At 40.9% G+C, this 24,116-nt stretch carries 24 protein-coding genes and 1 pseudogene; 20 read left to right on the top strand and 5 right to left on the bottom strand.

The genetic code is table 11. The features are described from left to right. The first annotated feature begins 328 nt into the window (after nt 1-328). From BRLA_RS18975 to BRLA_RS18945, 7 genes are all read left to right on the top strand, one after another. The gene (locus BRLA_RS18975; protein WP_003334808.1) at nt 329-799 is read left to right on the top strand and encodes a MarR family winged helix-turn-helix transcriptional regulator; all 471 of its coding nucleotides are present in this window, start codon (nt 329-331) and stop codon (nt 797-799) included. Then, nucleotides 774-3,902, top strand: a complete 3,129-nt coding sequence (locus BRLA_RS18970; protein ID WP_003334809.1) for an efflux RND transporter permease subunit — start codon at nt 774-776, stop codon at nt 3,900-3,902. Before BRLA_RS18975 ends, BRLA_RS18970 begins: the two co-directional genes overlap by 26 nt. A 21-nt stretch (nt 3,903-3,923) precedes the next feature. Further along, nucleotides 3,924-5,165 carry an efflux RND transporter periplasmic adaptor subunit gene (locus BRLA_RS18965; RefSeq protein WP_003334810.1) on the top strand — a complete coding sequence of 414 codons (1,242 nt, stop codon included), beginning with the start codon at nt 3,924-3,926 and terminating at the stop codon, nt 5,163-5,165. 154 nt (nt 5,166-5,319) lie between these two features. Further along, nucleotides 5,320-6,495, top strand: a complete 1,176-nt coding sequence (locus BRLA_RS18960; RefSeq protein ID WP_003334811.1) for a pyridoxal phosphate-dependent aminotransferase — start codon at nt 5,320-5,322, stop codon at nt 6,493-6,495. A gap of 190 nt (nt 6,496-6,685) precedes the next feature. Continuing rightward, nucleotides 6,686-6,922, top strand: a complete 237-nt coding sequence (locus BRLA_RS18955; RefSeq protein WP_003334813.1) for a helix-turn-helix transcriptional regulator — start codon at nt 6,686-6,688, stop codon at nt 6,920-6,922. After that, nucleotides 6,916-7,209 carry a hypothetical protein gene (locus BRLA_RS18950; RefSeq protein WP_003334814.1) on the top strand — a complete coding sequence of 98 codons (294 nt, stop codon included), beginning with the start codon at nt 6,916-6,918 and terminating at the stop codon, nt 7,207-7,209. The genes BRLA_RS18955 and BRLA_RS18950 overlap by 7 nt, the downstream gene beginning before the upstream one ends. 309 nt (nt 7,210-7,518) lie before the next feature. Continuing rightward, nucleotides 7,519-7,992, top strand: coding sequence for a hypothetical protein (locus BRLA_RS18945; protein WP_003334815.1), 474 nt, complete (start codon nt 7,519-7,521; stop codon nt 7,990-7,992). Nucleotides 7,993-8,159: 167 nt separating this feature from the next. On the opposite strand, the gene BRLA_RS18940 is transcribed toward BRLA_RS18945, so the two are convergent. Next, nucleotides 8,160-9,002 carry a family 1 encapsulin nanocompartment shell protein gene (locus BRLA_RS18940; protein WP_003334816.1) on the bottom strand — a complete coding sequence of 281 codons (843 nt, stop codon included), beginning with the start codon at nt 9,000-9,002 and terminating at the stop codon, nt 8,160-8,162. A gap of 27 nt (nt 9,003-9,029) precedes the next feature. After that, the gene (locus BRLA_RS18935) at nt 9,030-9,677 is read right to left on the bottom strand and encodes an IMEF encapsulin system ferritin-like cargo protein (protein ID WP_003334817.1); all 648 of its coding nucleotides are present in this window, start codon (nt 9,675-9,677) and stop codon (nt 9,030-9,032) included. Between the two features lie 289 nt (nt 9,678-9,966). On the opposite strand from BRLA_RS18935, the gene BRLA_RS18930 reads away from it, so the two are divergent. From BRLA_RS18930 to BRLA_RS18920, 4 genes and pseudogenes are all read left to right on the top strand, one after another. Continuing rightward, nucleotides 9,967-10,254: a DUF2325 domain-containing protein gene (locus tag BRLA_RS18930; protein ID WP_003334818.1), complete on the top strand. Its 288-nt coding sequence runs from the start codon at nt 9,967-9,969 to the stop codon at nt 10,252-10,254. Nucleotides 10,255-10,361: 107 nt separating this feature from the next. After that, the gene (locus tag BRLA_RS24400) at nt 10,362-10,511 is read left to right on the top strand and encodes a hypothetical protein (RefSeq protein ID WP_003334819.1); all 150 of its coding nucleotides are present in this window, start codon (nt 10,362-10,364) and stop codon (nt 10,509-10,511) included. A gap of 544 nt (nt 10,512-11,055) precedes the next feature. Then, nucleotides 11,056-11,634 carry a chromate transporter gene (locus BRLA_RS18925; protein ID WP_003334823.1) on the top strand — a complete coding sequence of 193 codons (579 nt, stop codon included), beginning with the start codon at nt 11,056-11,058 and terminating at the stop codon, nt 11,632-11,634. Between the two features lie 18 nt (nt 11,635-11,652). Then, a pseudogene (locus tag BRLA_RS18920) lies at nt 11,653-12,184 on the top strand (chromate transporter). 496 nt (nt 12,185-12,680) lie between these two features. Here BRLA_RS18920 and BRLA_RS18915 read toward each other — a convergent pair. Beyond that, the gene (locus BRLA_RS18915) at nt 12,681-13,394 is read right to left on the bottom strand and encodes a S1C family serine protease (protein ID WP_003334825.1); all 714 of its coding nucleotides are present in this window, start codon (nt 13,392-13,394) and stop codon (nt 12,681-12,683) included. A gap of 390 nt (nt 13,395-13,784) precedes the next feature. On the opposite strand from BRLA_RS18915, the gene BRLA_RS18910 reads away from it, so the two are divergent. Further along, the gene (locus BRLA_RS18910; protein ID WP_003334827.1) at nt 13,785-14,324 is read left to right on the top strand and encodes a PadR family transcriptional regulator; all 540 of its coding nucleotides are present in this window, start codon (nt 13,785-13,787) and stop codon (nt 14,322-14,324) included. A gap of 88 nt (nt 14,325-14,412) precedes the next feature. Here BRLA_RS18910 and BRLA_RS18905 read toward each other — a convergent pair whose 3' ends face one another. After that, complete coding sequence (locus BRLA_RS18905; protein WP_003334828.1) at nt 14,413-15,525, bottom strand: aminopeptidase; 1,113 nt, start codon at nt 15,523-15,525, stop codon at nt 14,413-14,415. Between the two features lie 161 nt (nt 15,526-15,686). Here BRLA_RS18905 and BRLA_RS18900 point away from each other — a divergent pair, with 161 nt between their 5' ends. From BRLA_RS18900 to ytxJ, 3 genes are all read left to right on the top strand, one after another. Beyond that, nucleotides 15,687-15,926: a hypothetical protein gene (locus tag BRLA_RS18900; protein WP_003342505.1), complete on the top strand. Its 240-nt coding sequence runs from the start codon at nt 15,687-15,689 to the stop codon at nt 15,924-15,926. A 319-nt stretch (nt 15,927-16,245) separates the two neighbouring features. After that, nucleotides 16,246-16,647, top strand: coding sequence for a hypothetical protein (locus BRLA_RS18895; protein ID WP_003334831.1), 402 nt, complete (start codon nt 16,246-16,248; stop codon nt 16,645-16,647). Between the two features lie 84 nt (nt 16,648-16,731). After that, nucleotides 16,732-17,058 (top strand): bacillithiol system redox-active protein YtxJ, encoded by a 327-nt coding sequence (gene ytxJ, locus BRLA_RS18890; RefSeq protein ID WP_003334832.1) that lies wholly within the window; start codon nt 16,732-16,734, stop codon nt 17,056-17,058. Between the two features lie 46 nt (nt 17,059-17,104). On the opposite strand, the gene BRLA_RS18885 is transcribed toward ytxJ, so the two are convergent. Further along, nucleotides 17,105-19,291: a cell division protein FtsA gene (locus tag BRLA_RS18885; RefSeq protein WP_003334833.1), complete on the bottom strand. Its 2,187-nt coding sequence runs from the start codon at nt 19,289-19,291 to the stop codon at nt 17,105-17,107. A 265-nt stretch (nt 19,292-19,556) separates the two neighbouring features. Between BRLA_RS18885 and BRLA_RS18880 the strand changes: the two genes are divergently transcribed. The 5 genes from BRLA_RS18880 to BRLA_RS18860 all read left to right on the top strand — a co-directional run bounded on the left by BRLA_RS18880 (nt 19,557) and on the right by BRLA_RS18860 (nt 24,088). Then, nucleotides 19,557-20,651 carry a bifunctional 3-deoxy-7-phosphoheptulonate synthase/chorismate mutase gene (locus tag BRLA_RS18880; RefSeq protein ID WP_003334834.1) on the top strand — a complete coding sequence of 365 codons (1,095 nt, stop codon included), beginning with the start codon at nt 19,557-19,559 and terminating at the stop codon, nt 20,649-20,651. A gap of 322 nt (nt 20,652-20,973) precedes the next feature. Continuing rightward, nucleotides 20,974-21,987: a catabolite control protein A gene (gene ccpA / locus BRLA_RS18875; protein ID WP_003334835.1), complete on the top strand. Its 1,014-nt coding sequence runs from the start codon at nt 20,974-20,976 to the stop codon at nt 21,985-21,987. Nucleotides 21,988-22,011: 24 nt separating this feature from the next. After that, entirely contained in the window at nt 22,012-22,722 is a 711-nt protein-coding gene (locus tag BRLA_RS18870) for a 5'-methylthioadenosine/adenosylhomocysteine nucleosidase (protein WP_003334836.1), read from the top strand. A 5-nt stretch (nt 22,723-22,727) separates the two neighbouring features. Next, nucleotides 22,728-22,970, top strand: coding sequence for a glutaredoxin family protein (locus BRLA_RS18865; protein WP_003334837.1), 243 nt, complete (start codon nt 22,728-22,730; stop codon nt 22,968-22,970). Nucleotides 22,971-23,236: 266 nt separating this feature from the next. Further along, a complete protein-coding gene (locus tag BRLA_RS18860; protein ID WP_003334838.1) occupies nt 23,237-24,088 on the top strand; it encodes a VOC family protein in 852 nt (283 codons plus the stop codon). Nucleotides 24,089-24,116 lie beyond the last annotated feature (28 nt).

Here is a 24,116-nt window from a genome sequence, read left to right as displayed (position 1 = left end):
AAGCGGTCCCCAGCTTGCTTTCAAGCTGAAGTTACGCAGGGAGGAGCATTTATCTGAGTAAAACGTTGAAAGGGCATGCTGTTTACGCGTGATTGTCGACATTCTAATGAAAAAAAGATAAACTTTTCTATAATTCACACAAAAAAGCACATCAAATTATTGGAAAGAGAAATTTTTTGTAAGGAGTTACGTATTATCAGTTAGACCAATGACAGAAGCTGCTTTTAGGCATAAGTAGCTTTGGAAAATTCTTGATACAAGGTAATCATCATGACATAATGTTTCGTATAGCGAAATAAAAACAGTAGGAGGAGGTTGCCGTGATTCTATGAATGAGCTCACTGATCGATTGATGGACATGTGGAATTTATACATCGGGATTTTTACACAAGAGCTGGTGGAGAGCGGCATTACTAAACCTCAGATTATGGTGATTCATCAAGTAAAAGAAAATCCGAAGACAATTGGAGAAATAAGTAAAAGTCTAGAATTATCCTATAGCACCGTTTCTGGCATCATTGATCGTTTGGAAAAAGCGAACTTAGTAATTCGCAAGCGAGATCATAACGACAGACGCATAGTCTGGGTTTTTCTTGCTCAAGATTTTTCTCAGCTTCAAAAACGATTTCCACTAATGAAAGATCAGTACTTACCCGAATTATTTGAGGGGATGAAGGAACATGAACGAAAACAAATTACTCAATCTTTAGAATTGCTCAATCATTATCTCGAGAAAAAATATCATTCCTTATTAAAGGAGAGAGGGAACAGAGATGAACATTTCAAGGTTTGCGATTAATCGACCCGTAACCATCGTGATGCTGGCATTAGCCGTCCTCATTTTTGGATTCGTGTCGCTACCCAAATTGGCGGTAGAACTCTATCCTAACCTGAACCTGCCGGTTGCTGTTGTTGTAACCTCGGTTGAGGGCGGGACACCTGCATCAGTGGAAAAATTAGTAACAAAGCCTGTAGAGGAAGCATTAGGGACTGTTCCTAATGTAAGTAAGTTATCGTCGTTTTCCATGAGTGGAGCCTCACAGGTTATCGTCCAGTTTAATTGGGGCACCAACATGGACCAAGCCACGCTAAACATGCGTGACAAGGTAGACCAGGTGCGGGGAGCATTGCCAGACACGGCTAAAGCGCCGCGCGTTCTTAAGCTAGACCCAAATAGTGAGCCAATCATGACGTTTGCACTAACAGGTAATAATGATATTACGAAGCTAAAGGAATTAGCTGATAATGTTATTAAATCTCGAATTGAACGTATTGATGGAGTCGCTTCTGTCGGAGTTAATGGTGGGAAGGAACGTATCATTGAAGTAACGCTTGATTCTGACAAAATCACTGCTTACGGTATTACTTTAGAACAAGTACAGCAGGCTTTAATGGGGACTAACCTTTCTGGAGCAGCTGGTATGGTACGTGAAGGAGATAAAAAGCTAAGCATTCGCGTCCAAGGAGAATATACAACGATTAAGGATATTGGTGAAACACCTATAGTGGTTGGTGCTTCAACTATTCCGCTAAAAAATATTGCTTTTGTCGAGGATACGTATAAGGAACAAACCCAGTTCAGTTATTATAATGGGAAACCGACTGTAGGAATTTCTGTTACAAAAGCTTCAGGTGGAAATACCATTAAAGTTGCAGATGCAGCCAAAGTAGAGATTGAGAGGCTAAAGGAGAATCTGCCACCAGGTACTGAGATTTCCATGATCACGGATTCTTCACAGTTTATTAAAGATTCAATCTACACAGTGGCTGAGCATGCCTTGATAGGGGCGGCATTCTCGACCATTATTCTACTCTTGTTTTTAAATAGCGTTCGCTCTGTTTTAATTATTGCAGTTGTAATTCCGATTTCTGTAATTGCTACCTTCTGCTTAATGTATTTTACGGGTCAGACAATCAACCTGATCTCGCTTGGTGGTTTAACACTTGGACTAGGCTCGTTGGTTGACTTCGCTGTCGTTATCCTAGAAAATATTTTCAGACATCGACAGGAAGGCAAATCAATGGTGCAAGCTGCTCGCTTTGGTTCCCAAGAGGTGGGAACAGCGGTCATGGCTTCTGCTCTTGCCCAAATTTGTGTATTCTTGCCGATCATGTTCGTTGAAGGATTAGCTTCTCAATTATTCGGACCATTGGCACTAACGGTTGTGTACTCACATATAGCGGCACTTTTAGCATCTATTGCTCTTGTGCCTATGATGTCTGCACGAATTTTGAAACGCATCCCGGATGAGGAAATCTACCATTCTGGAACGTATCGGGGCTTCAATCCGATCACATGGTTTAACATTGGCTTTACGAAACTTTCTCATTACTATGGAAGATTCCTAAAATGGGCAATCAATTGGCGTAAGACCGTTTACCTTGCTGTAGCCCTTATGTTTGTGGGTGCTATCATTTTGACACCGTTTATTGGAGCGGAATTTATTCCTTCCATGGACCAAGGAAAAATTACTGTAGCTGCGAAACTAGCTAATAACACGCGCATTCAGGAAACGGAAAAAGTTATTAACGAACTTGAAGGAATAGTGAAAAAGGTACCTGAGCTAAAAGAATTGTATGTATCCATTGGGAGTGCGGGTGTATCTGTGCTAGCGAATAGTGCTACGAACCGCGGAGAGCTACAGCTTACCCTAGTAGATGCAAAAGAGCGTACACGTACCACAGATCAAATCATTGATGACTTACGAAATCAGGTTAAAAATATACCTGGTGCAGAAATTACGGTTAAACATTTGGATGGCATGGGTGGCATGGGCGGTACGCCACTGGAAATCAGCTTACGTGGTGATGATTTAGAGGTATTAGATGATATCAGTAATATTATTATGGGTGTGGTCGGCAAGGTTTCTGGAACGGCAAACTTAACCACCTCTTTAGAAGAAAAAGACCGAGAGTTCCAGGTAGTAGTCGATCGTGAAAAGGCAAGTCAATATGGCCTAAGTACACAACAGGTTCTGTCATATGTACGGACGGCTTTTGAAGGGCAAACCTTAACTCGTTATCAGACAGGTGACGATGAGGTTGACGTAAAAGTTCGTTTGCCAAAAACGATTCAGGATGAACCAAAGCATTTAGAGCGTTTGACGGTTACTACTCCTAGCGGGGCGCAAGTATCGATAGGTGCTATTGCTAAAGTGGAAAAAGTGGAAGTAGCACAAATGATTAAACGTGCGGATCAGACTCGTGAGGTTACCATTACCGCTGATACTAGTGGTCGTGACCTGAACTCGATTATGGGTGAGGTTCAAGAAAAACTGGCACAATTGAATCTTCCAGATGGATACCATATTGAATACGGCGGTCAGTCTAAAGATATGGAAGAATCCTTTGGCAGTCTAGGTCTGGCGATTCTCTTGTCTATTGTTCTTGTCTACATGGTTATGGCGAGCCAATTTGAGTCCCTATTTAGTCCGTTTATCATCATGTTCTCTGTACCGCCTACCTTTATTGGGGTTGTGGTTGGATTGTTTGTGACAGGTCAACCATTGTCAGTACCAGCCCTGATTGGTTATATCTTGTTAGTAGGTATTGTTGTAAATAATGCGATCGTTCTTATGGATTACATTATTACAGCTCGCAAGGACGGTTTAGATCGAGATGCTGCAATCTTAAAAGCTGGTCCAATTCGTCTGCGTCCGATCATGATGACTACGTTAGCAACTGTTCTAGCCATTACTCCACTAGCATTTGCAGGTGGTTCCGGTAACGAATCCCAAGCTCCAATGGCAGTGGTGGTTATTTTCGGTCTAACATTCTCCACGCTAATCACTCTTGTACTTGTCCCTGTTGTATATGTCACATTTGATAACTGGGGCCGTAAGTTCAAGAATCGTTTTAATCGGAAAAAGAAGAATACGCCAACTGTAGTAGAAGAAGTGTAATGAGGTAAAGGAGGACTAACAATGGTAAAAAGTAAATGGGGCTTACCGCTTATACTCGTTGCTGCTTTAACAGTAACGGGATGCACGGGCGAAGAACCTGCTGCAGCTCCTCAGGTTGCCGAGGCGGAAGCGCCAACTCCGGTGCAAATAAGCCCAGCAATAGAAGATTCTATCGCTTCAGGAGCAGGCTATACTGGTAAATTGGCTCCGAGCCAGGAAGTAAAAATTTCACCAAAAGCACCAGGTAAAATTCAAACCCTAAATGTAAAGCTGGGTCAATATGTACAAAAAGGCTCTGTACTATTTACGCTAGACCAAGATGACCTCAGAAATGCGGTTCGTCAGGCCGAAGCCCAGTATCAGGTTTCGGTAGCAGGACTCAGCCAAAGTGGTACTAGCACAGCACAATCTGTTGAAACAGCTAAGAATGCATTAGCACAGGCAGAGCGTGCCTATCAGGATGCAAAGCGTGATGCCACTCGAAGCCAAGAGCTATTTAATCAAGGAGCCCTGGCTCAGCAGCAGAATGAACAAGCGCAAGCAGCATTGAAGAATGCGGAAACTGCTTTTAATAACGCAAAGGTAGACTATAACTCAGCCTCTAAAAAATCAGGCATCGTGGTTTCAGAAGCTTCTGTTAACCAAGCGCGAGTTGCTCTTGCCAGTGCCCGTGAGCAGCTGAGCAATTCTACAGTAGCAGCTCCAATCTCTGGCTTTGTAGCTCAGGTGGGTGGACATGTGGGAGAAATAGCTTCGGGGCAGGTCCCAGTTGTTGTTCTGGTTAACACCAATCCACTCTTAGTAAAAGCAAACTTATCAGAGGATGAAATTACTAAGATAAAAGTAGGGGATCGTACAACGGTTGAATTGACTGCCTTGAATAAAAAAATAGAGGCAACAATTACCGCGATCAGTCCTACAATGGATCAACAGTTGAAAGCATATCCAATCGAAATCACCGTGCCAAATCCAAAAAACGAATTAAAGGCAGATATGGTTGTTAATTTAAAAATCCAATCAACCTCCAGTAAAGCTCAGAAGGCTGTTGCCATTCCACGTAAAGCTGTGTTCGATGAAAACGGCAAAAAGTATATATATAAAGTGGAAGGCGATATCGCTAAGAAAGTAGCTGTAGAAACTGGCGAGGAATCAAGCGATCTAATTGAGATTAAAAAAGGTGTTTCTTTGGGAGAAAAAGTAGTTATCAGAGGCCAGTCCATGCTTAAAGACGGAGGAAAAGTTGAGATTCAAAAAATGGATTGACAAAAACTAGCTACACTAACTAGTATAAAATCATTGTTACAAACGACTCCTTTCTTTGCTTACAAAAAGAAAGGGGTCTTTCTCTTACAGATCAAAAAGCTTTTTTTGATTACATAAATGTCAGTTTACTCTGAAAAAGAAAGTAGGGAAAGCGATGCGTATCACGCCTGCTTCCATGATGGAACAGTTACCCATCCAATTTTTTTCAACGATGGTAGCAAAGGTTAACAAGGTAATTAGTGAGGGTCGTGACGTTATTAATCTGGGGCAGGGAAATCCTGATTTACCGACACCTCCCCATATTGTAGAAGAAATGGCAAAACAGGCGAAAGATCCTATGCATCATAAGTATCCACCTTTTCAGGGACGGCTGGAATTAAAGCAAGCCGTAGCACATTGGTATAAGCAGGAATTTGATGTAGACCTTGATCCAGAAGAAGAGATAGCCATTTTATTTGGCAGTAAGACAGGGCTAGTAGAGATTTGTCAGGTATTGATGAATCCGGGAGATGTCGCCTTGGTTCCTGATCCTGGTTATCCAGATTATTGGTCGGGAGTAGCTGTGGTAGGCGGACGTATGGTTCCCATGCCTTTGACTGTAGATAATCAGTTTTTACCTGATTATGGTCAATTAGATGCGGCTGATTTAGAAAAAGCTAAACTGATGTTTTTAAACTACCCGAACAACCCGACAGCAGTCAACGCACCTTTCGAATTTTATGAGGAAACCATCAAGTTTGCTCGAAAGCATGAAATTGTGGTTTGTTCTGATTTTGCATATGGAGCCATTTCCTTTGATGGAAAAAAACCAGTTAGTTTCATGCAGGTTCCAGGTGCAAAAGAGGTAGGAGTTGAGTTCTACACCCTATCAAAAACCTATAACATGGCAGGCTGGCGTGTAGGCGCAATGGTAGGAAACAAAGAGCTGGTTAAGCTAATCAACACGTTGCAGGACCATTACTTTGTAAGCTTGTTCGGAGCTGTTCAAATGGCAGCGGCTAAAGCTATGACGGATTCTCAGGACTGCGTCCGAGAGCTAGTGGCTACCTATGAAAGCCGCCGAAACGCCCTGTATACAGCACTGCATGAAATTGGCTGGAAGGCGACACCATCACAGGGATCGTTCTTTGCTTGGCTTCCCATTCCAACTGGTTATACATCTGCCCAATTGGCTGATGAGCTCTTATGTAAAGCTCATGTAATGGTTGCTCCTGGGATAGGCTTTGGAGCGCATGGTGAGGGATATGTACGGTTAGGGCTTTTGAACACAGAGGAACGCTTGCGCGAAGCAGTGAAACGAATTCAGAAGCTACAGCTGTTTACGAAATAAGCCTCAAAAAAAGATCATATACAGACGTTTTCCTAAGTCAAAGCTCATCTGGCGGTTTTCCATACTGCTAGTGAGCTTTTTTATTTTGGATATTTCAAGCTAGATATGCATATATTTTTTACTTTTTGATAAAAATCATTTACATTATGTAAAAAATATATTACATTGAAGTCGAGAGGATGTGATTTTTTTGGAAAAGGAAGGGAAAATACGAAATGAATTATTTATGCTACGTGCAAAGAAACGCTGGTCGCAAAAGGAGGTAGCTGACAAATTAGGTGTTAGCAGACAAACGATTGTGTCTTTAGAGGCAAATCGCTACAATCCGTCTCTTATGCTAGCCTTTAAAATTGCTCATTTATTTGAGGTTGATATAAATGAAGTATTTCAATATGAAGTAGATAAGGGAGATGTGCCAGAATGTTAGAGTTTCTATTTATTTTCCTTGTGATTACCTATGTCATTTCGGTGTCATACACCGTTGCTTTCACGAGGTCAGAAGGAAAAGATGAACGTGGTCAACAAATTTTAGCTAATGGATATACATTAGGGTATTCCATTGCTGTGATTGGAATCCTTCTTTCCTTTCTGACAACCAAGCTATCATTTGTTTCCCTTGGATATAAAGTTGCTTTAGATTTTGCTTTAATGTCTATTTGGTTCTCTGGCATTATGGTTGCTGTCTATATTTTTTATAAAAATAAAACGGCTTAATCCAATAGAAGGAACAATTTTAGCTTGATAAGACTGCCTAATCGTAGCCGAGATGTAAATTCTGATCTAGCACAATTAGGCCCTTTTTGGATATTAGGAGGATCATAGATTTATGCTAGGAAATGTAGCGAATAGGTATTGGGTCATTTTTACAGATTAAATCTGAGTTATCGAGGAAAACCTATTTAGTAGATAAAAACATTCGTTACAGTCTCAATATTGACTAATAATGATTTTCATTATACGATACAGATAAAATTGATAATGAGTCTCATTAGCAGATAGGATAAGAATAGGAGTGAATTTCCGATGACGAGATACCAAATTAACGGTTATACCGATATGTATACGGTTGTATCCAACGAGCGTAAAATAGGTGGTGCTGTCGAAGCTGATACCATCAAGCTTCGCTCTGGTGAAGAGTATAAGCATGCGGTGATTACTCGTCTAGAAATGTCCGATTCTCAATTCTGTTCGCTTGGATTTGTTACAGAAGAGGGAAAACGTCTAATCGTTCACATTCAGGATATCAGCATGGTCGTAGATGCACGTCATGTCAATGTTTGTGATTTAGAAAATCAACATATGCGTGAGCAAAAAGTGAACGAGCGGCTTAAACATTTAAAACGTCTATGTGAATTAAACGAGGGAAGCTGTACGTTGCCTTTCCGTGAAGAGGTAGATATCTTAGTCTGCGATATTGGCTATGAAATTGCGGTTAGACACGTAGATATGCCTTTCTTACATACAACTGATCCTCAAAAGGTTGTTCGGATTGCTTAATTATTTTCCAAATGGAAAGGATTCTACCCTTAGGTTCATCCCTAAGGTTTTTTTACCCTTAATAAAAACTGAATATTCAGTCCTGAAAATACGTTAACGATGAAGAAATGAAAAGAGAGACAGCCTTTTACTTACAAACGGCTATCTCTCTTTCTTGTATATCTCTTTTATTCCTCTGTCATTTCTAATGTGCAAATCGCACTTGGACGTTTAATACGTAGAACAGCGCACTCATAAACACGCATTAGGCTGTTCATTTGTTCGTCACCTAGGAAAGCAGAATCAAAATCCTCAGCAATAGCAAGGTCTAGGTTATGTCTTCCTGTAGCTACCAGAGCACCGCCTTTGATCACTGGAGATTGGAATACACCATCTGTAACCAAGTTGCGAATGTGATCAATCTCAAGGACATTGGTACCTTTGTGTACACGATGGAGTAATGAATACAGCTCTGGAGATACAACAAGGGCATAAGGACCGCTGTGCCCCATTTTTAATAGCTTATTACGAGCTTCTACGATATCAGCAAAAGCATTTCCTGATTCCATCCAGTCACTCTTAATATGGGTGAGGCGTCCTTTTACATTCATAATACCTGGTAGGTCAAACTCAGGATTACCATTAAAGATCAGATCATCCTCCATAAGAGCGCAGCTACTAGCGGCATTAGCAGCAGGGCTAAGGTCAATTGGCATACCCAATGTACGGGCTTGTGCCATATCACGCCAGTACAGCATGAAATCCTTGTATACGATAGGGATCGTTAAGCTAACACGTTTACTAGGTTGCGTTAGCTCTAATGATTCACCGCGCAAGCTCATATTTCCAAAACGAGATTCATCATAAATATCGTTGGTAATGGTTTGAATACCTTCTCCTAATGGACCATAAATGTCAATGAATCGACGGCCTACTAGTTGGCGGCGAGCCATGTCAACGATGGTTTCATCTAATTGACGCCATTCTTCCTTAGATAATGGGGAGTCTGGGAATTTTTGTGATTTATCCATAAAATCCTCCGATCTTAACTTTTTCTCTTATACATGACGATTGAGATGACGCAGACTTCCAACAGTAAGGCCTTTTTTCATAACAGATGTTTCTGCTGAGTGGCTGTGAGTGTCGGCATGTACGGTTGCTGGCTGCTTAGAGCTGCTTGAATCCTGCAATGCAGACGAAGCCTCAAAATGATTCACCTGATGGATATCATGGCCATGGTCATGATCATGCGTATCCATTTTTGCTGGAACGACATCGGAGAATTTCTCGCTCAACTTCACCATGATCTCTTTGGTTGCTAAATAATCCTGATGAGTGTTTTCACGCATGCTATCTAGCTTTAAACGACTAGGCTCGTCTGTAAACTCATACAGCGCTAATTCCAAGTGCTCACGGAAATTGTGCAGGCCAAATCGTTCTAAGTTTAGGTCTGAGAGCAAATGAGACAGTTCTCGATCACTTAGCTGGTCCAAATTTTTTTCCTGAATGATCTGAGACAAACGCGGAACGAGATCATGTAGACGCTCTTCCCGTTGTTCTTCTTCTTCAGAAATATGGTGATAGTAAAGCTTCATATGTTCATCCCTAGCGTGATCAATTAAAGGTTGAACCATGGTGCGGAAAACATTGATGCCTTCTAATGTGCGGGTAAAGATGGTGTGGAGCTGCTTAATTTCCTGCAACATAAACTCCCACCTCCTTTTTTAAGAATTAGTGATAGCCTGATTATAACCGTGGGAAAACCATCCAATCAAGGATGGAGCTGTAGCTAGTAAAAATAGTGTGAACAAACGAGAAAAAAATAGTACAGAGTATTGTCAAACTTAATTGGGAATGATAATATTTATCAATAAGAATGATATTTATTCTCAATTAACTTTTTCGCTTCAGAGACATATAACCAATAAACAGTGCGCGAACTGTTTTTGACCATCAGAGTCATATGCACAAACTATCTAAAGGAGGATTTTTATTATGTCTATATTAATTATCGGTGGGGATAGGTTAGGTAACATCTTACAAATACTTGAAGAGGTTGGGTACAAAAAAATTCACCACATCACAGGTAGAAAAAGCTCAGAAACCAGTTTAAAAATTCCATCTGATGTTAAAATGATCTTGGTTCTAACCGATTTTGTTAATCATAACCTAGCTAAAAAGATCAAGTCTAAGGCCAAAGATAAGCAAGTACCTATTTGTTTTTGTAAACGTTCTTGCTCGGCTGTATCGCAAGTGCTTCAAATGCAAACTGTAAGTGCTTAGGTAGGAAAAATAACCACCCAATCTTTGATGATTACATACGTGCATACTTTCCTTCCTTTGGGGATATGATAAAAAATATCCTTAATAATTGGGAGGTGGGTGAGAAGATGGAACCGATTAAACAACTTAGTGAGATGCCATTTGCAGAGTTAGACTCTACGCAGCTACAGCAATTAAAGCAAATCGAACAGGAAATCAACACTCAAACCGGTCAGGAAGTCTATCTGATTGCGTTTTCTAAAAAGCAGGAAGTGTAATTATGAACTTCTGTGTACTATGACAATGAATATTACTATGAGAAAATCATTTTTTATAGAGAATAGAAGCAAGATGGATGAACCGATTCCATTTTGCTTTTTTTATTTTTTGATGAAAGCGCTTTTTTATAGGGATCATGTACCTTAAAATGGCAAGATATCTGGGTGTGGATGGAGTGAAATTTCCAACTAAGGATGGGAAAACACAGGGATTAGTAGGCGAATCGCGATGTGAGAAAAAGCGTAGCCAGTCTTTCGAGCATGTGTTTTTTGAAATGAAATGGTAAATAGGAAGAGCAGCTTTTATTTAAGGATAAAAATTTATTACAATGATCGGAAAGAAGTATACAATAGGTTCGCGGCAATGATAGTAACTATGATTTCAGGAGCCAAAGATATCTCTACATTTATTACATACGATGGAACAACAAATCAAGAAGCAAACTTATGTAAGACAATATCCCGACTCGAGAAGAAGAAGGTCAAGGAAAATTGATTTCGTGACATGTGATAAAGAAATCTTATGGAGACAGGAGGAGAGAAGATGGTTTATTGGCAATTATTTTTGGCATTCTTTCGGATTGGCATTTTTGGATATGGTGGTGGCCCAACCATGATACCACTAGTGCATGCCGAGTGCGTCAAGAAATATAAATGGGTTAGCGAGGAGGAGTTCGCCGATAACTATGCACTTGGCAATACCTTACCTGGGCCGATTGCCACCAAGATGGCTGCATATATTGGATACAAGGTAAAGGGATGGCTTGGTGCCATCATCGCTATCTCAGCCATGGTCTTTCCTGTTCTGTTTCTGATGATTGTTCTGATGCAGTTCGTAAATGTGCTGAAGACCTCCGAGACAGTACGTGGGATGATCGAAGCCATCCAACCAGTCATTGCGGTCATGATGGTGGTAATGACTTATGACTTTTTTAAAAAGGGCTGGAAGGATAGTAAAAATAGGCAAGAAAAACAAGGCTTTCTAACGATATTGTTCATTTCAGTAATTGCGTTAGTTCCTTTTCAAATTCATCCGGGTTTGTTCGTTGCTATAACCTTAGTGATCGCCTTTGCGTACTCCACCTGGCATACCAAGCGGCAAAAGAACCAGCAGCAAAACTAAGCAAAGGAGTCTAACGCTATGATTTATCTACAGATTTTTTGGGCGTTTTTTATTACCAATATTCTCGGCTACGGGGGAGGACCTCCGAGTATTCCGCTGATCCAAAATGAAGTCGTTACTCATTATATGTGGATGACAGTTGAGGAGTTCGGGGAAACGTTAGCATTAGCGAACGCCTTGCCAAGTCCAATTTCCACAAAGCTGGGTGGGTATATTGGCTATCAAGTGGCGGGGATTCCGGGAGCTATGGTTGGTTTATTTGCTACGGTTGCTCCAACTGCGATTGCTATGATTGGTTTATTAGGTGTATTTCATTTATTCCGCCAAGCGCCGCAAATCAAAGCGATGACACATTCGATTCGTCCAATCGTTACCGTTTTGCTGGGTACGCTGGCGGTGCAATTTATTCTTGGTTCCTGCGAGCAAATTGGTTTATGGCACACATTGATACTAGGTTAGTGCATCCTATTTTCTGATGGAACAACGCAAGGTTCATCCAGCCTTCGTTATTATACTAGCGATGGGCTACGGAGGATTTTTTATTAAATAATCGAGGGAAAACACATCTTCTGTCTTGATCCTCGGCATGATAATAGCTTAGAACCTGATAAACATACCTACCATGCAATTATTTTTGTCTTACTTATAAAAGAAGAACGTACAGTATGTTCTTTAGGCTGATGGGCATTTTAGCCGCCTCAGGGTCATGTGCCATCCTCAGGCCGCCTTGAATGCCCTTAGAAGGAATGAACCTAAAGGGGATTGGAGGATTTCTTCTTTTCAACATCTAGCTCTTCCCTTAAGGCTATGGGGCATCGGGTAATATGCTGTAGGTTCTAGGAGAAGCTAGGTGTGGTTAGATTATTGGACGTGATCACGAATCGATCGCTCTGTAGTTGTCGATAAACATACACAGTAGAGTGAATTTCTTAGATGATTTGCGATTTGAACTAGTAGCAAAAAAGGGGTTGCCAGCTCTTTGAGATGAGATGGCAACTCTTTTTCGTTTAGACGTTTATTGTTACGTGTGGTAGGAAAAAATGAAGTTATAAAAGTTGCTGAATCTTTTTCTTGATACTATCAATCCCAATGGCAAATCCGAGACATTGACTAGACTGGATGATGAATGCGTTTAAGCCAATTACTTCACCGTGTAAATTAATTAAGGGACCTCCGCTATTACCTGGGTTAATAGCAGCATCTGTTTGAAAAATTTCATCGTACAAGCGTTTTGATACTTGAATACGCCTATTTTTTGCACTGATAATTCCCGCTGTAACTGAATTCTCTAGGCCAAGGGGACTCCCGACACTAATGACCCATTCACCTACGCGTGCCTCACCTGAATTACCTAGAGTTAATGGGCTAAGACGTATGTCGGATTCAATTTTTACGATAGCGTAATCTCGTTGAGGATCACTAAACACAAGCTTTGCTTCAAATACTTTTCCATTCCACATTTTCACAAAAATCGACTTAGCTTTTCCTATAACGTGCTCGCTGGTGAGAATATAGCCTTTGGGATGAAAAATGAAGCCGGAACCAAAGCTCTTTTCTGTCTGGCCTGCTTCGAGTGGTTCCATGTCCAAAAAGCTTTGCAAAATTTGATCGATGTCGGGAGGGGAGGTGTTGTCTTCGCAGATCAGGGAAACTACGCCGTGCTTTACCTGTTCCACTAACGGAACAAAGAAGTTGAATGGATGTAGATTACTCATCTGCTGATATTTTGTATTCGTATAGGACCAGCCTCTAGGTTTCACAACTTCATCTCCTTACTTCCCTGCAGATAGGTATACATCATCTTATGGAGGAAAGGATAAAGGTGGAACGCCCAATTATGGAGAGAGACCAGTACAATAGTCTCAAAAATAAATGTAAGTAATCAGATATCACAGAAAATTCCTGAAAATAGATACAAAAACTAGGAATATAGGATGCTTTTACTATATGAAAGAGAGGGAAATAAGCCTAAAGAAACTTGTGCTATAACGATTTAAAGCGTTACTCTCGTAGGAAGGGGGAGAAGGATTCATTTCTTGGTAGAATGTTGCTAATATGAAGTTAAACATTTTATAATATTGAAATAAAGAGAGAATAATGTAAGTAAATTAGTGGAATTTTGTACAAAGCCTACATCCGGAGGAAATGTTATGGACGTCAAATCAATCATTTTAGGCTTATTACATTATCGTGAAATGAGCGGCTACGATATAAAGCAGTTCTTTACGAGTAGCATCGGTTTCTTTTACGATGCGAGTTATGGTGCAATCTATCCAGCTCTTAAAAAGCTGGAGCAGGAAGGACATGTTACAAAAGAAGAGGTCCTACAGTCAGGAAAGCCAAACAAAATCATGTATGGTCTTACGCAACAAGGACGTGATCAATTTCATCAGGAACTAAAGACGGAAATTGAAGGGCCGATCGTTCGCTCTGATATGTTAACCCGTTTATTCTTTTGTGATTTGCATACCGCAGAGGATCAGAAGCACTTTTTTGATGATTTGATTGCTTATCAGGAAAAGCGTCAAGAAATTATTCGAAACAGCTATCAAAAAAGCATGCAGGATTTAAATGAGTACCAAAAGATGTGCTGGGAGTATACCCTGCATCAGCTAGATGGGGCTATTCAATTCCTAAAGGGGAAGAAGCAAATGATGGACAAGGGGCAAAATGTTGCTCATATATCCTAAAGCTGAATATGGCTCTTTCTTCAATTGAAAACGGTCACACTAATAAAACCTCGGGGGTATTAGCCCTCGAGGTTTTATTAGTTTTGTTTTATTTAAGATTTTCAGGGTTGAGGCATTCTAGCTCTGGTAGGACAAAACGCCCATCTTTACGGATTAAAACATCATCGAAGTAGATTTCTCCACCACCCCATTCTGGACGTTGAATTAATACCATATCCCAGTGAATGGAGGATTTATTTCCGTTAAACGCTTCATCATATGCCTGTCCAGGCGTAAAGTGAATGCTTCCGTCAATTTTTTCATCGAACAGGATATCTTTCATTGGATTTTGGATATAAGGGTTCACACCGATAGCAAATTCTCCAATGTAACGTGCACCTTCATCCTCATCGAAGATTTTGTTAATACGTTCTGTATCGTTAGCAGTAGCCTCAATGATTTTTCCATCTTTAAATGTCAGCTTCACATTTTCAAAGGTAAAGCCTTGATACGGAGATGGAGTGTTATAGGAAAGGGTACCATTTACAGAGTCCTTCACAGGAGCAGTGAAAATTTCACCGTCTGGAATGTTACACTCTCCAGCGCATTTGATTGCTGGAATGTCTTTAATGGAGAAGGTTAGGTCTGTTCCTGGAGCAGTTAAGCGAACTTTATCCGTTCTATTCATCAGCTCTACCAGGTTGTCCATAGCCTTGGACATTTTGCTGTAATCTAAATTGCAAACATCAAAGTAAAAGTTTTCAAACGCTTCTGTGCTCATGCTAGCCAATTGAGCCATGGATTCGTTTGGATAACGCATAACGACCCATTTTGTTTCAGGGACACGGATATCTGTAACAGGTCTTTGTAATTGCCGCGAATACATACTCATTTTGTCGCTTGGAACATCAGAAAGCTCCGTGATGTTATTGCTTCCACGAATTCCGATGAAACAATCCATTTTTTTCATAAAGGCAACTTCAGCATCTCGCAGGACAGCCAGTTGTTCTTCGTTTGTGTTCATTAATAATTCACGTTGAATGGCAGGGTCTTGAAGCTGAACATATGGGTGAGCTCCAGCTTCGTATACTTTGCGAATGAGGGCTTTTACTAACTCAGGCTGATGACCGGTGGAATGAATAAGAACGTGCTCGCCCTTTTGAGCACGAATGGAATAATTGACCAAATTGTGTGCCAATTTTTCTAAACGTGGATCTTTCATATATGTATCTCCTCACTTTTATGACCTTGCTCATATTGTACACAAAAAAATTTGGAAAGCGAAGTACCTCGGTAAAAATATTTTTATTGATGTTTATTATTCTGAAAATGTGGAAAAGCTGAATGATAATAAAGACATTCACAAAAAGGCGGGGAATGGATATGATGAATCGAGATATCAAAGCGTTACAACCAAACGAGCACTTGTATATGACTATTTGTGTGGGTGAGGATTTCAAATCGATTGCTTGGAAAGCTCAATACGATATGGAATTTAATTCAGAGTGTCTCTTTTGCTTCTCAGAAAAAATTACCGGTTATCGGGTAGAGGATGAAATTGGACATTCGGGTAAAATTGCTATTTGTCCTACATGCGAGAAAGTAAACGCTATTTATCACTAATTGTTGGGGCAAGAATACTGGTATCTTTGGCATTTATCTACCAAAATCAATGGATGGATGCCAAAGTTTTCATCTAGTTACAGAAAGTATGACATGTAAAAGTGAAAGGAAACCCCTACAATGTGTAGAGGATGCGCTTTTTACATATGGAGAAAGCGTTTGGGCGTTTAGCGTTAAAAATGACTGCCATCATGTACCAATCGATCTTCAGCAGGATTATGATATCCTTCACTCGAACTGGGTGACACAGACATAAGATCAATACACAGACAGATAAAGCTGGACGGAAGGCAGTTTTGAGAGAGGAGAAGAAATACAAATGAAATATTGCAGCAAATGTGGCAAAGAAATGGACATCGCGCTGCGCAGTGTAATCTATCGCAGTCGGGTGAAAATTCGTAATGTGCCTATTCATGTCTGCAAAGATGAAGCATGTGCTTGTACATCGGTTGTCGATCTCGTCAAGGATGATCTTAAACAACTGATGACTAACTTAGGAGATCAACCAAAAGAGCAAGAGGTTGCTTTCGAAGCAATCAGTGAATTTGCGAATTTACTCGTCATCATCGCTGAACAGAGTGGGGATGAAGAATTAAAAGATAAGATTGATGAGAGAGTAAATGAACTACTTGATTTATACTTGCTGGCTAAATCGCTTAATGATCAGCAATGGATTAATGAAATCCAAAGAAAGCTGACTCAAATTAAGATAGAAGTGTAATGGAAATAGGAAAAAATTTGCCTTTCGCTCGCTTTCTCTTTATCATAATGTTCATCTAAGGTATTGAGAAAGGAGTGGGCTTATTTGGCATTTCAACAGTTGCAATCCCAAGAAGACCTGCAAGAATTCTTAAAGAAACCAGGCAAACTATTGCTGTTTAAGCATAGTACGGTTTGTCCGATCAGTACGTCTGCTCATGAGCATTTTCATGCGTATTTGCAAGCAAATAGCGATGTAGAGGCTGCCGAGGTTCTCGTTCGTGAAGCTCGCCCTGTCTCCAACGAGATCGCGGAGCAATTTCAGATTAAACACGAATCACCACAAATCTTCCTTATTGAGGACGGTGCAGTATCATGGCATACCTCTCATTGGAAGATTACGAAGGACGCTATTGAGCAAGCTATGAAATAAGCAGATAGGAGAAAGACCCCATCTTCAGCATGGGGTCTTTCTTATTTTACTCCCAGTATAGTTCTACTTTATCCCCACTTACTAAAGGGGTTTGGAAGGAAGCTGCTACATGATTTACCTTCATGATGAAAGTAGGTAGCTGGTTTGTTCCAATCGGCTGAGCGGGAATTTCTATATAACGAAATATATCGCTTACCATAGGTGCTTCCCCTACTGTGGAGTGTATCGTTACCACATCGTTATGCTGAAGCTGGGTTTCAATGGTAGCAGGATTACCATTGAGCTGTATATCCATGTGACCTGTTTCTAGGCAGATAAGCTGATCGTTTACATAGACATTTACAGTCTCCTGAACCATATCCTCTGGACTTATCAAATCACCGATTGTTGGGGTCTCTAAATCGTGAACCTCGCAATGGATGGTATCTTGTGAATGAACCAAATCCAATAGAGTAGCCTTTTTGCCGTTTAAAAGAATATGTAATTCTTTGCAAGAAAGAGAATAGGTTTGATGATTACATGTAATCGTAAATAAAGGAGCTTCAGCTACCTCCTGTATCAATGTGGCAAACCTGCTGGACTGTATGGCTTCCCCGACGGTTTTAGGCAGACGCATCTCCAAATCCATTCGATCAGAAAGCAAGGCATCGCTTTTTAGAATGATGCGCTCATGTAAAACAATAGGAGGCTGTAACAACTCCTCGCCATTAATTGTGAGGGGGAGTACCTGACTTGAATCAATGAGATCCTGAGCCAAAGCAGTTGCTTCTATACCATCCTCACCTGGACTTACACGAATGATGTCTCCATCAGAAATAAGAGAATCGAGTGAGCCTGTTCGACCATTGATTACAATGGTAGGAGAGGTTCCATGTCCTCCGGGGATGATTTTAAGACGTCCATTCACATTGACTGACATAGCCAGGCCCGGACGGCCATGAAGCCGCTTAATGTCCATACCAGCCGCTAGGAGCGCGTCACCTAATGTCATTTTCCGAAGATCAAAGAGCCTTACAGGTGTATCATTAATAGTAACCGTTACATAACGAATCGGTTGGGAATGTGCAGCGAGAGCAATTCCAACAGGTGTTACAAATGCAGGCCCGTTTAGCAAGGGATGTTCACCAACAAATTGCTTGATGGCATCAGCACCTCGAACTGCAACACGATTAGCTGGCAATCCTAAATGCTGGGCTACCTTTGTTGGCAGAGTCGGAGTTAAGCTTCCGCCCCCAATTAACATAACTGCTTGAGGAGCCTTGCCATTAAGCTCCAAAATTTTATGAGCGATCTGTTTAGCAAGGGATTCGATTTCAGATTCAATAGCCGCAATGACCTGATCTGTAGCAAATTCCTGCTCGATTCCTAAAATATCGTGGAACTGAACGGTTTCTTGATCGTGTAGCTGGCGCTTTACCTCTTCTGCAACAGGAAAATCGAGTAAATAAGCATTCATAAGAGCATCTGTAATCTCATCTCCGGCTGTTGGCACCATGCCATAAGCTGTTATGCTTCCATCTTCTGTTAAAGCAATATCAGAGGTCCCAGCACCGATATCAACTAGTGCTATGTTTAATCGACGCATCGTAGTAGGAATCAATACATGAATGGCAGCAATCGGCTCTAAGGTAAGGGCCTTCATCTCCAGACCACTTCGTTTGAGAGCTGCTAACAAGGAATCTACAACCATGCGTGGAAGAAACGTTGCGATAACATCAACAGAAGCGTTTGTTCCACGTTGATCGATTAGGCTACCGATAATCTCCTCATCCAAATAGTAGTTAACCACACTGTACCCAACGCAATAATAGCGTGTAATATCCAATTCATTCAGTTCTTGGGCTAATTCTGCCTGTGCCTTTTGTACCGCAGAAAACTCCAGAGTAAGCACATCGTCTTTGGTCAACACGGGTAAATGGGAGATAGGAAGCTCGAAGCGCACGCGCTTTGTTTTCAGCGAGCGTCCTGCTGCTGCTACTGCCACTTCTTGTAAGGGACCGTGTTTTTCAGATAGATGCTGCTTGATCTTCTCGATGATTTCAGCGACTGCAAGTACATCGTGGATTTGTCCGTCCAGCATAGAGCGTTCCTTATGCTCTAAAATGTAACAGTCTTTAATTTGAAACTTATCTTTTTCTTCAAGCGGTTCAACGATAAGTCCTACTACACTACGGGTACCAATATCTAAAGCAAAAAGAGTGTTATTTTGCTTATCTGCATGTTCTTCTAGCAAATGAAATGTCTCCTTCCCATTTGGAATGGAAGATTTACGTATTTTCTCTATCATATACTAGCTTCTAAAGATAATAAAACCCCATTAAATTAACCTTTTTCAAAAAAAATGTAGTTTGTAACAATTACTTTCGCGCTTTTTGGTACTAAAGGGCTGGTCAAACGTCTAATCATCTACTATAATAACAGATAACTCAGAACGTCTTATGTATAACCATACTGTGATTTGCAAACGATAAGGGAAAAAGTAGAAGGGTGGAGTAGAGATGAGAAATGAACAAATTGAGGCCATTCGCCGCCAATTGGACACAATTAATTTGCAATTATTAGAATTGATCAACAAGCGTGCCTCTTTGGTTCAAGAGCTAGGCCAAGAGAAGAGCAAGCAGGGCGTGAATCGTTTTGATCCAGAACGTGAACGCGACATGTTGAATCTAATTGTAGAGAATAACAATGGACCATTCAGCGACGAGGCTATTCGTCATTTATTCAAACAAATCTTTAGTGCTTCTCTTGACCTGCAAAAGGATGAGGATAAGAAAATTCTACTAGTAAGCCGTAAAAAACAACTAGAGGATACGGTTCTTACTATTAAAGGCGTGGAATTTGGTGGAAAAGAGAAGATTCTGATTGCCGGCCCATGCTCAGTAGAAAGCTATGATCAAGTTCGTGCTGTAGCTGAAAATCACGTGAAACAGGGATTGCGTGTGCTTCGCGGTGGTGCATACAAGCCGCGTACCTCTCCATATGACTTCCAAGGGCTTGGAGTGGAAGGATTAGAGATTCTGAAACGCATCGGCGACGAGTTTAATTTAGTAACCATTAGTGAGATCGTAACACCTGCTGATCTTGAAATGGCGACAAAATATGTAGATGTTATTCAAATTGGTGCACGTAACATGCAAAACTTCGAACTGCTAAAAGCGGCGGGTCGCACTAATCACCCTATCTTATTAAAACGTGGGCTTTCAGCGACCATCGAGGAATTCATTTACGCTGCTGAATATATTCTATCAGAAGGAAATACGCAGGTAATGCTTTGCGAACGTGGTATTCGTACGTATGAAAAAGCAACCCGCAACACCCTTGATATCTCTGCTGTGCCAATCTTAAAACAAGAGACTCATTTACCTGTATTTGTAGATGTGACTCATTCGACTGGTCGCCGAGACCTATTGCTTCCAACAGCGAAAGCGGGCTTGGCAGTAGGTTCTGATGGTATCATGGTTGAAGTTCATCCTGATCCAGATGTAGCATTATCCGATGCAAAACAACAGCTAACGATCCCAGCTTTCAATGAAATGCTAGATGAACTTTATGCTTCTGGTCTTTACAAACCAGAAACCGCTATTTTGAAATAAAAGCAGAACCAAAACCGTGTGTAACCCTAGCAGGCCTCTCATTGGAGCGGTCTGCTTTTCTCTTATGGTAGGGTGAGTCAGGAGTAGATGTTATACATAGCTTGAAGAGAGTGCAGGGTGGTGGTTTCCGGCGGGCTCTGTGCTAATGGAACCAGCCTATCAAGAGACAAAAGGACCAAAAACGGCGAAATCATGCCGTTAATAGGAAAAATGTAGGCTGAGAAAACGGTTGCAACTATGGGTATCATATCGTATTATATGGCTATAAATTTATGAAAATAATACTGAAAGGTATAATCTGGAAAAGATAGGTGGACGTAATATGCCAATTACAATATATGATGTAGCACGTGAAGCAGGAGTATCGATGGCAACTGTATCAAGGGTCGTTAATGGCAATCCGAATGTAAAGCCATTAACACGTAAAAAAGTAATGACCGCTATTGAACGTCTAGGTTATCGCCCCAATGCAGTAGCAAGGGGTCTAGCAAGCAAGAGAACCACAACGGTAGGGGTTATTATTCCGGATATCTCCAGTCAGTTTTTTTCTGAGCTAGCACGGGGTATTGAAGATATCGCTACCATGTATAAATACAATATCATTCTTTGTAACTCAGATCACCGCTTAGAAAAAGAATTGCAATTAATCAATACCTTATTAGAAAAACAGGTGGATGGATTGTTATTCATGGGAGCCGAGATCAAAGAAGATCATTTTCATTCCTTAAAAACAGCGTCCATTCCAACGGTTCTAGCGGCTACTCGCGATCCAGAAGGAAAGCTACCAGCAGTGACAATAGATCATTTTCAAGCGGCTTATGATGCTACTCAGGCCTTAATTAGACGTGGGCATAAACGTATAGCGATCATTACAGGGCCAATGTCATACCCGTTAGAAGGACTCGTGCGCTTTGAGGGCTATAAACAAGCGTTATTGGATGCGGGATTACCGTATGATGAACAATTGGTTGCTAATGGTTCCTTCCGATATGAATCAGGTCTTCAAAGCATGGGAGACTTCATGAAACTAGCAGAACCTCCAACAGCCGTGTTTGCAGCCAGCGATGAAATGGCAATAGGTGCGATTCATGCTGTTCAGGATTTGGAACACTCTGTACCCGAGGATGTAGAAGTAATTGGTCACGACAATGTGCGGTTAGCAGAGATGGTACGCCCTCGTCTTTCCACAGTTGTTCAACCAATGTATGATATTGGGGCCGTTGCGATGAGATTGTTAACCAAGTATATGAATAATGAACAAGTTGAAGATCATATTGTGTTATTGCCGCATCGGATTGAGTATCGTCAAAGTACGAAGGAAATGGCAGAAGAATAGTTACGCGGGATAGAGGGTGAGAAGATGACTATCGGAATCATGGGAGCGATGGATGAAGAGATCGCTTTGTATTTAGAAGACATGCAAAATAAAGAAACCGTCACAAAAGCGGGTATCACTTATCATATAGGTGAATTTCTGGGGAAAAAAGTAGTGCTTTGCAAATCAGGTGTAGGTAAAGTAAATGCTGCTGTCTGCACACAAATCCTCATTCAGGAATTTCAGGTAAGTCAGGTGATCTTTACTGGTGTGGCTGGTGCTGTCCATCCAGATTTAAACATCGGTGACATTGTTATTTCCACAGATTGCATGCAGCATGATATCGATGCCACTTCACTTGGATTCAAACCAGGGGAGATTCCTTTTGAGAAAACATGGTGTTGGATCGCAGATGATAAATTGAAGGAATTAGCAATAAATGCTGGCCATCAGTTAGAAGCTGATATTCAGATTGTTACAGGACGTATCCTCTCAGGTGATCAATTTATTGCAGATCGCCAAAAAGTCCAGCAATTATCGGAAACATTCCAAGCATCATGCACAGAGATGGAAGGGGCAGCAGTCGCTCAGGTATGCTCCATGAATGAGGTGCCTTTTGTTATTGTACGTGCGATGTCTGATTGTGCAGATGGTTCAGCTCATGTTAATTTCCTTGAATTTACGAAGCTTGCTTCCAAGCGTTCCTATCAAATGGTAAGGAACATGCTTCATACGATGAAAAAAGAGGGGGCTTAACAAAAATGAGTCAATCAAGGGCAATTGTATACTCAACAAAGGGCTGTATTGAATGCGATATGGTTAAAAAAATGCTAGATGAGAAATCCGTTTCTTATGAAGTGAGAGACGTTATGAGCAGTAGCCAGTATCAGGAAGAGGTAGAAGCATTCGGGTTTATGGGTGTTCCCGTTACTGTCGTGAATGGGAAAGCAGTAAAAGGATACCAGCCTGATGGTATTTTACAAATGTTAGGAAAATCAAAATAACATAAAAATAAGCAGATATACTCATACTTAATGGTAAGGGTCGCTTATATGACAAAAGCGGGTTTGTATCGTATGCATTATGCATCGTACGAATCCGTTTTTCTTTTTCAGGCAGGGGAGGGGGAATTCCTCATGAAAATTTACGATAGATAATGAATTGACAAGGACATTGATATTATATATACTTACATTAAGTAATCAACTTACTTTTATTTAATAATCAAGAAGATGTTATTCCATATATCGAGCAAAAGGGGTTGGAAAGAATGAATTTCCATGGATATCCATATACATTTGTAAGTCAGGTTCACCTTATCATTGAAAATCTAGAGCGTTCTATAGCATTTTACAAAGATATGTTAGGGCTTAAGATTCTTGATCAAACAGAAACAAAAGTGGTTTTTACTGCTAATGGAAAAACTCCTCTGGTAACAATTGAGAAGCCAGACCATGTAACACCGAAAGAACCATGGAAGACAGGATTATATCATTTTGCCCTCTTAGTTCCTAATCGTGCGGACTTGGCTAATACGTTGTTACACCTCCTACAAGAAGGATATCCGCTACAAGGAGCTTCTGATCATCTTGTCAGTGAGGCGGTTTATTTGGCAGACCCGGATGGAAATGGAATTGAAATTTATGCGGATCGACCATCTGAGACATGGGTTTGGGAGGGCGATTCTGTAGGAATGAGCACGGAAGCTTTGGATATCGAAGGGGTGTTACAAGAAAATAAAGAGGATGCTTGGAAGGGATTGCCAAGCGGTACGATTATGGGGCATATCCATTTGCAGGTAGCCAATTTACAGCAGGCGGAGGAATTTTATACGAAAGGGCTTGGATTTGAAGTTGTATCTAGATATGGGAACCAGGCACTCTTTATTTCTACAGGAAAATATCACCACCATATCGGTTTGAATACATGGGTAAGTGCCGGTGCATCTGCGCCAAGCCCAAATAGCGTTGGCTTACAATCCTATACGCTGGTATTACCTGACGAGGAATCGAGAGAAAGAATGGTTCAGCAGGTAAAAGGCTTCGGGGCTACTGTCACAGAAGAAAACGGGATCAAGATTACGAAAGATCCATTTGGCAATACGATTCATTTAGTCGTGTAACAATGTAGGTGTTATAGATAAGAGAAGA

It is taken from the genome of Brevibacillus laterosporus LMG 15441, from assembly GCF_000219535.2.
GTDB classification, from domain to species: Bacteria; Bacillota; Bacilli; order Brevibacillales; family Brevibacillaceae; genus Brevibacillus_B; species Brevibacillus_B halotolerans.
The sequence above is the reverse complement of the archived record's forward strand: the minus strand, read 5'-3'. Positions and strand labels throughout refer to the sequence as shown.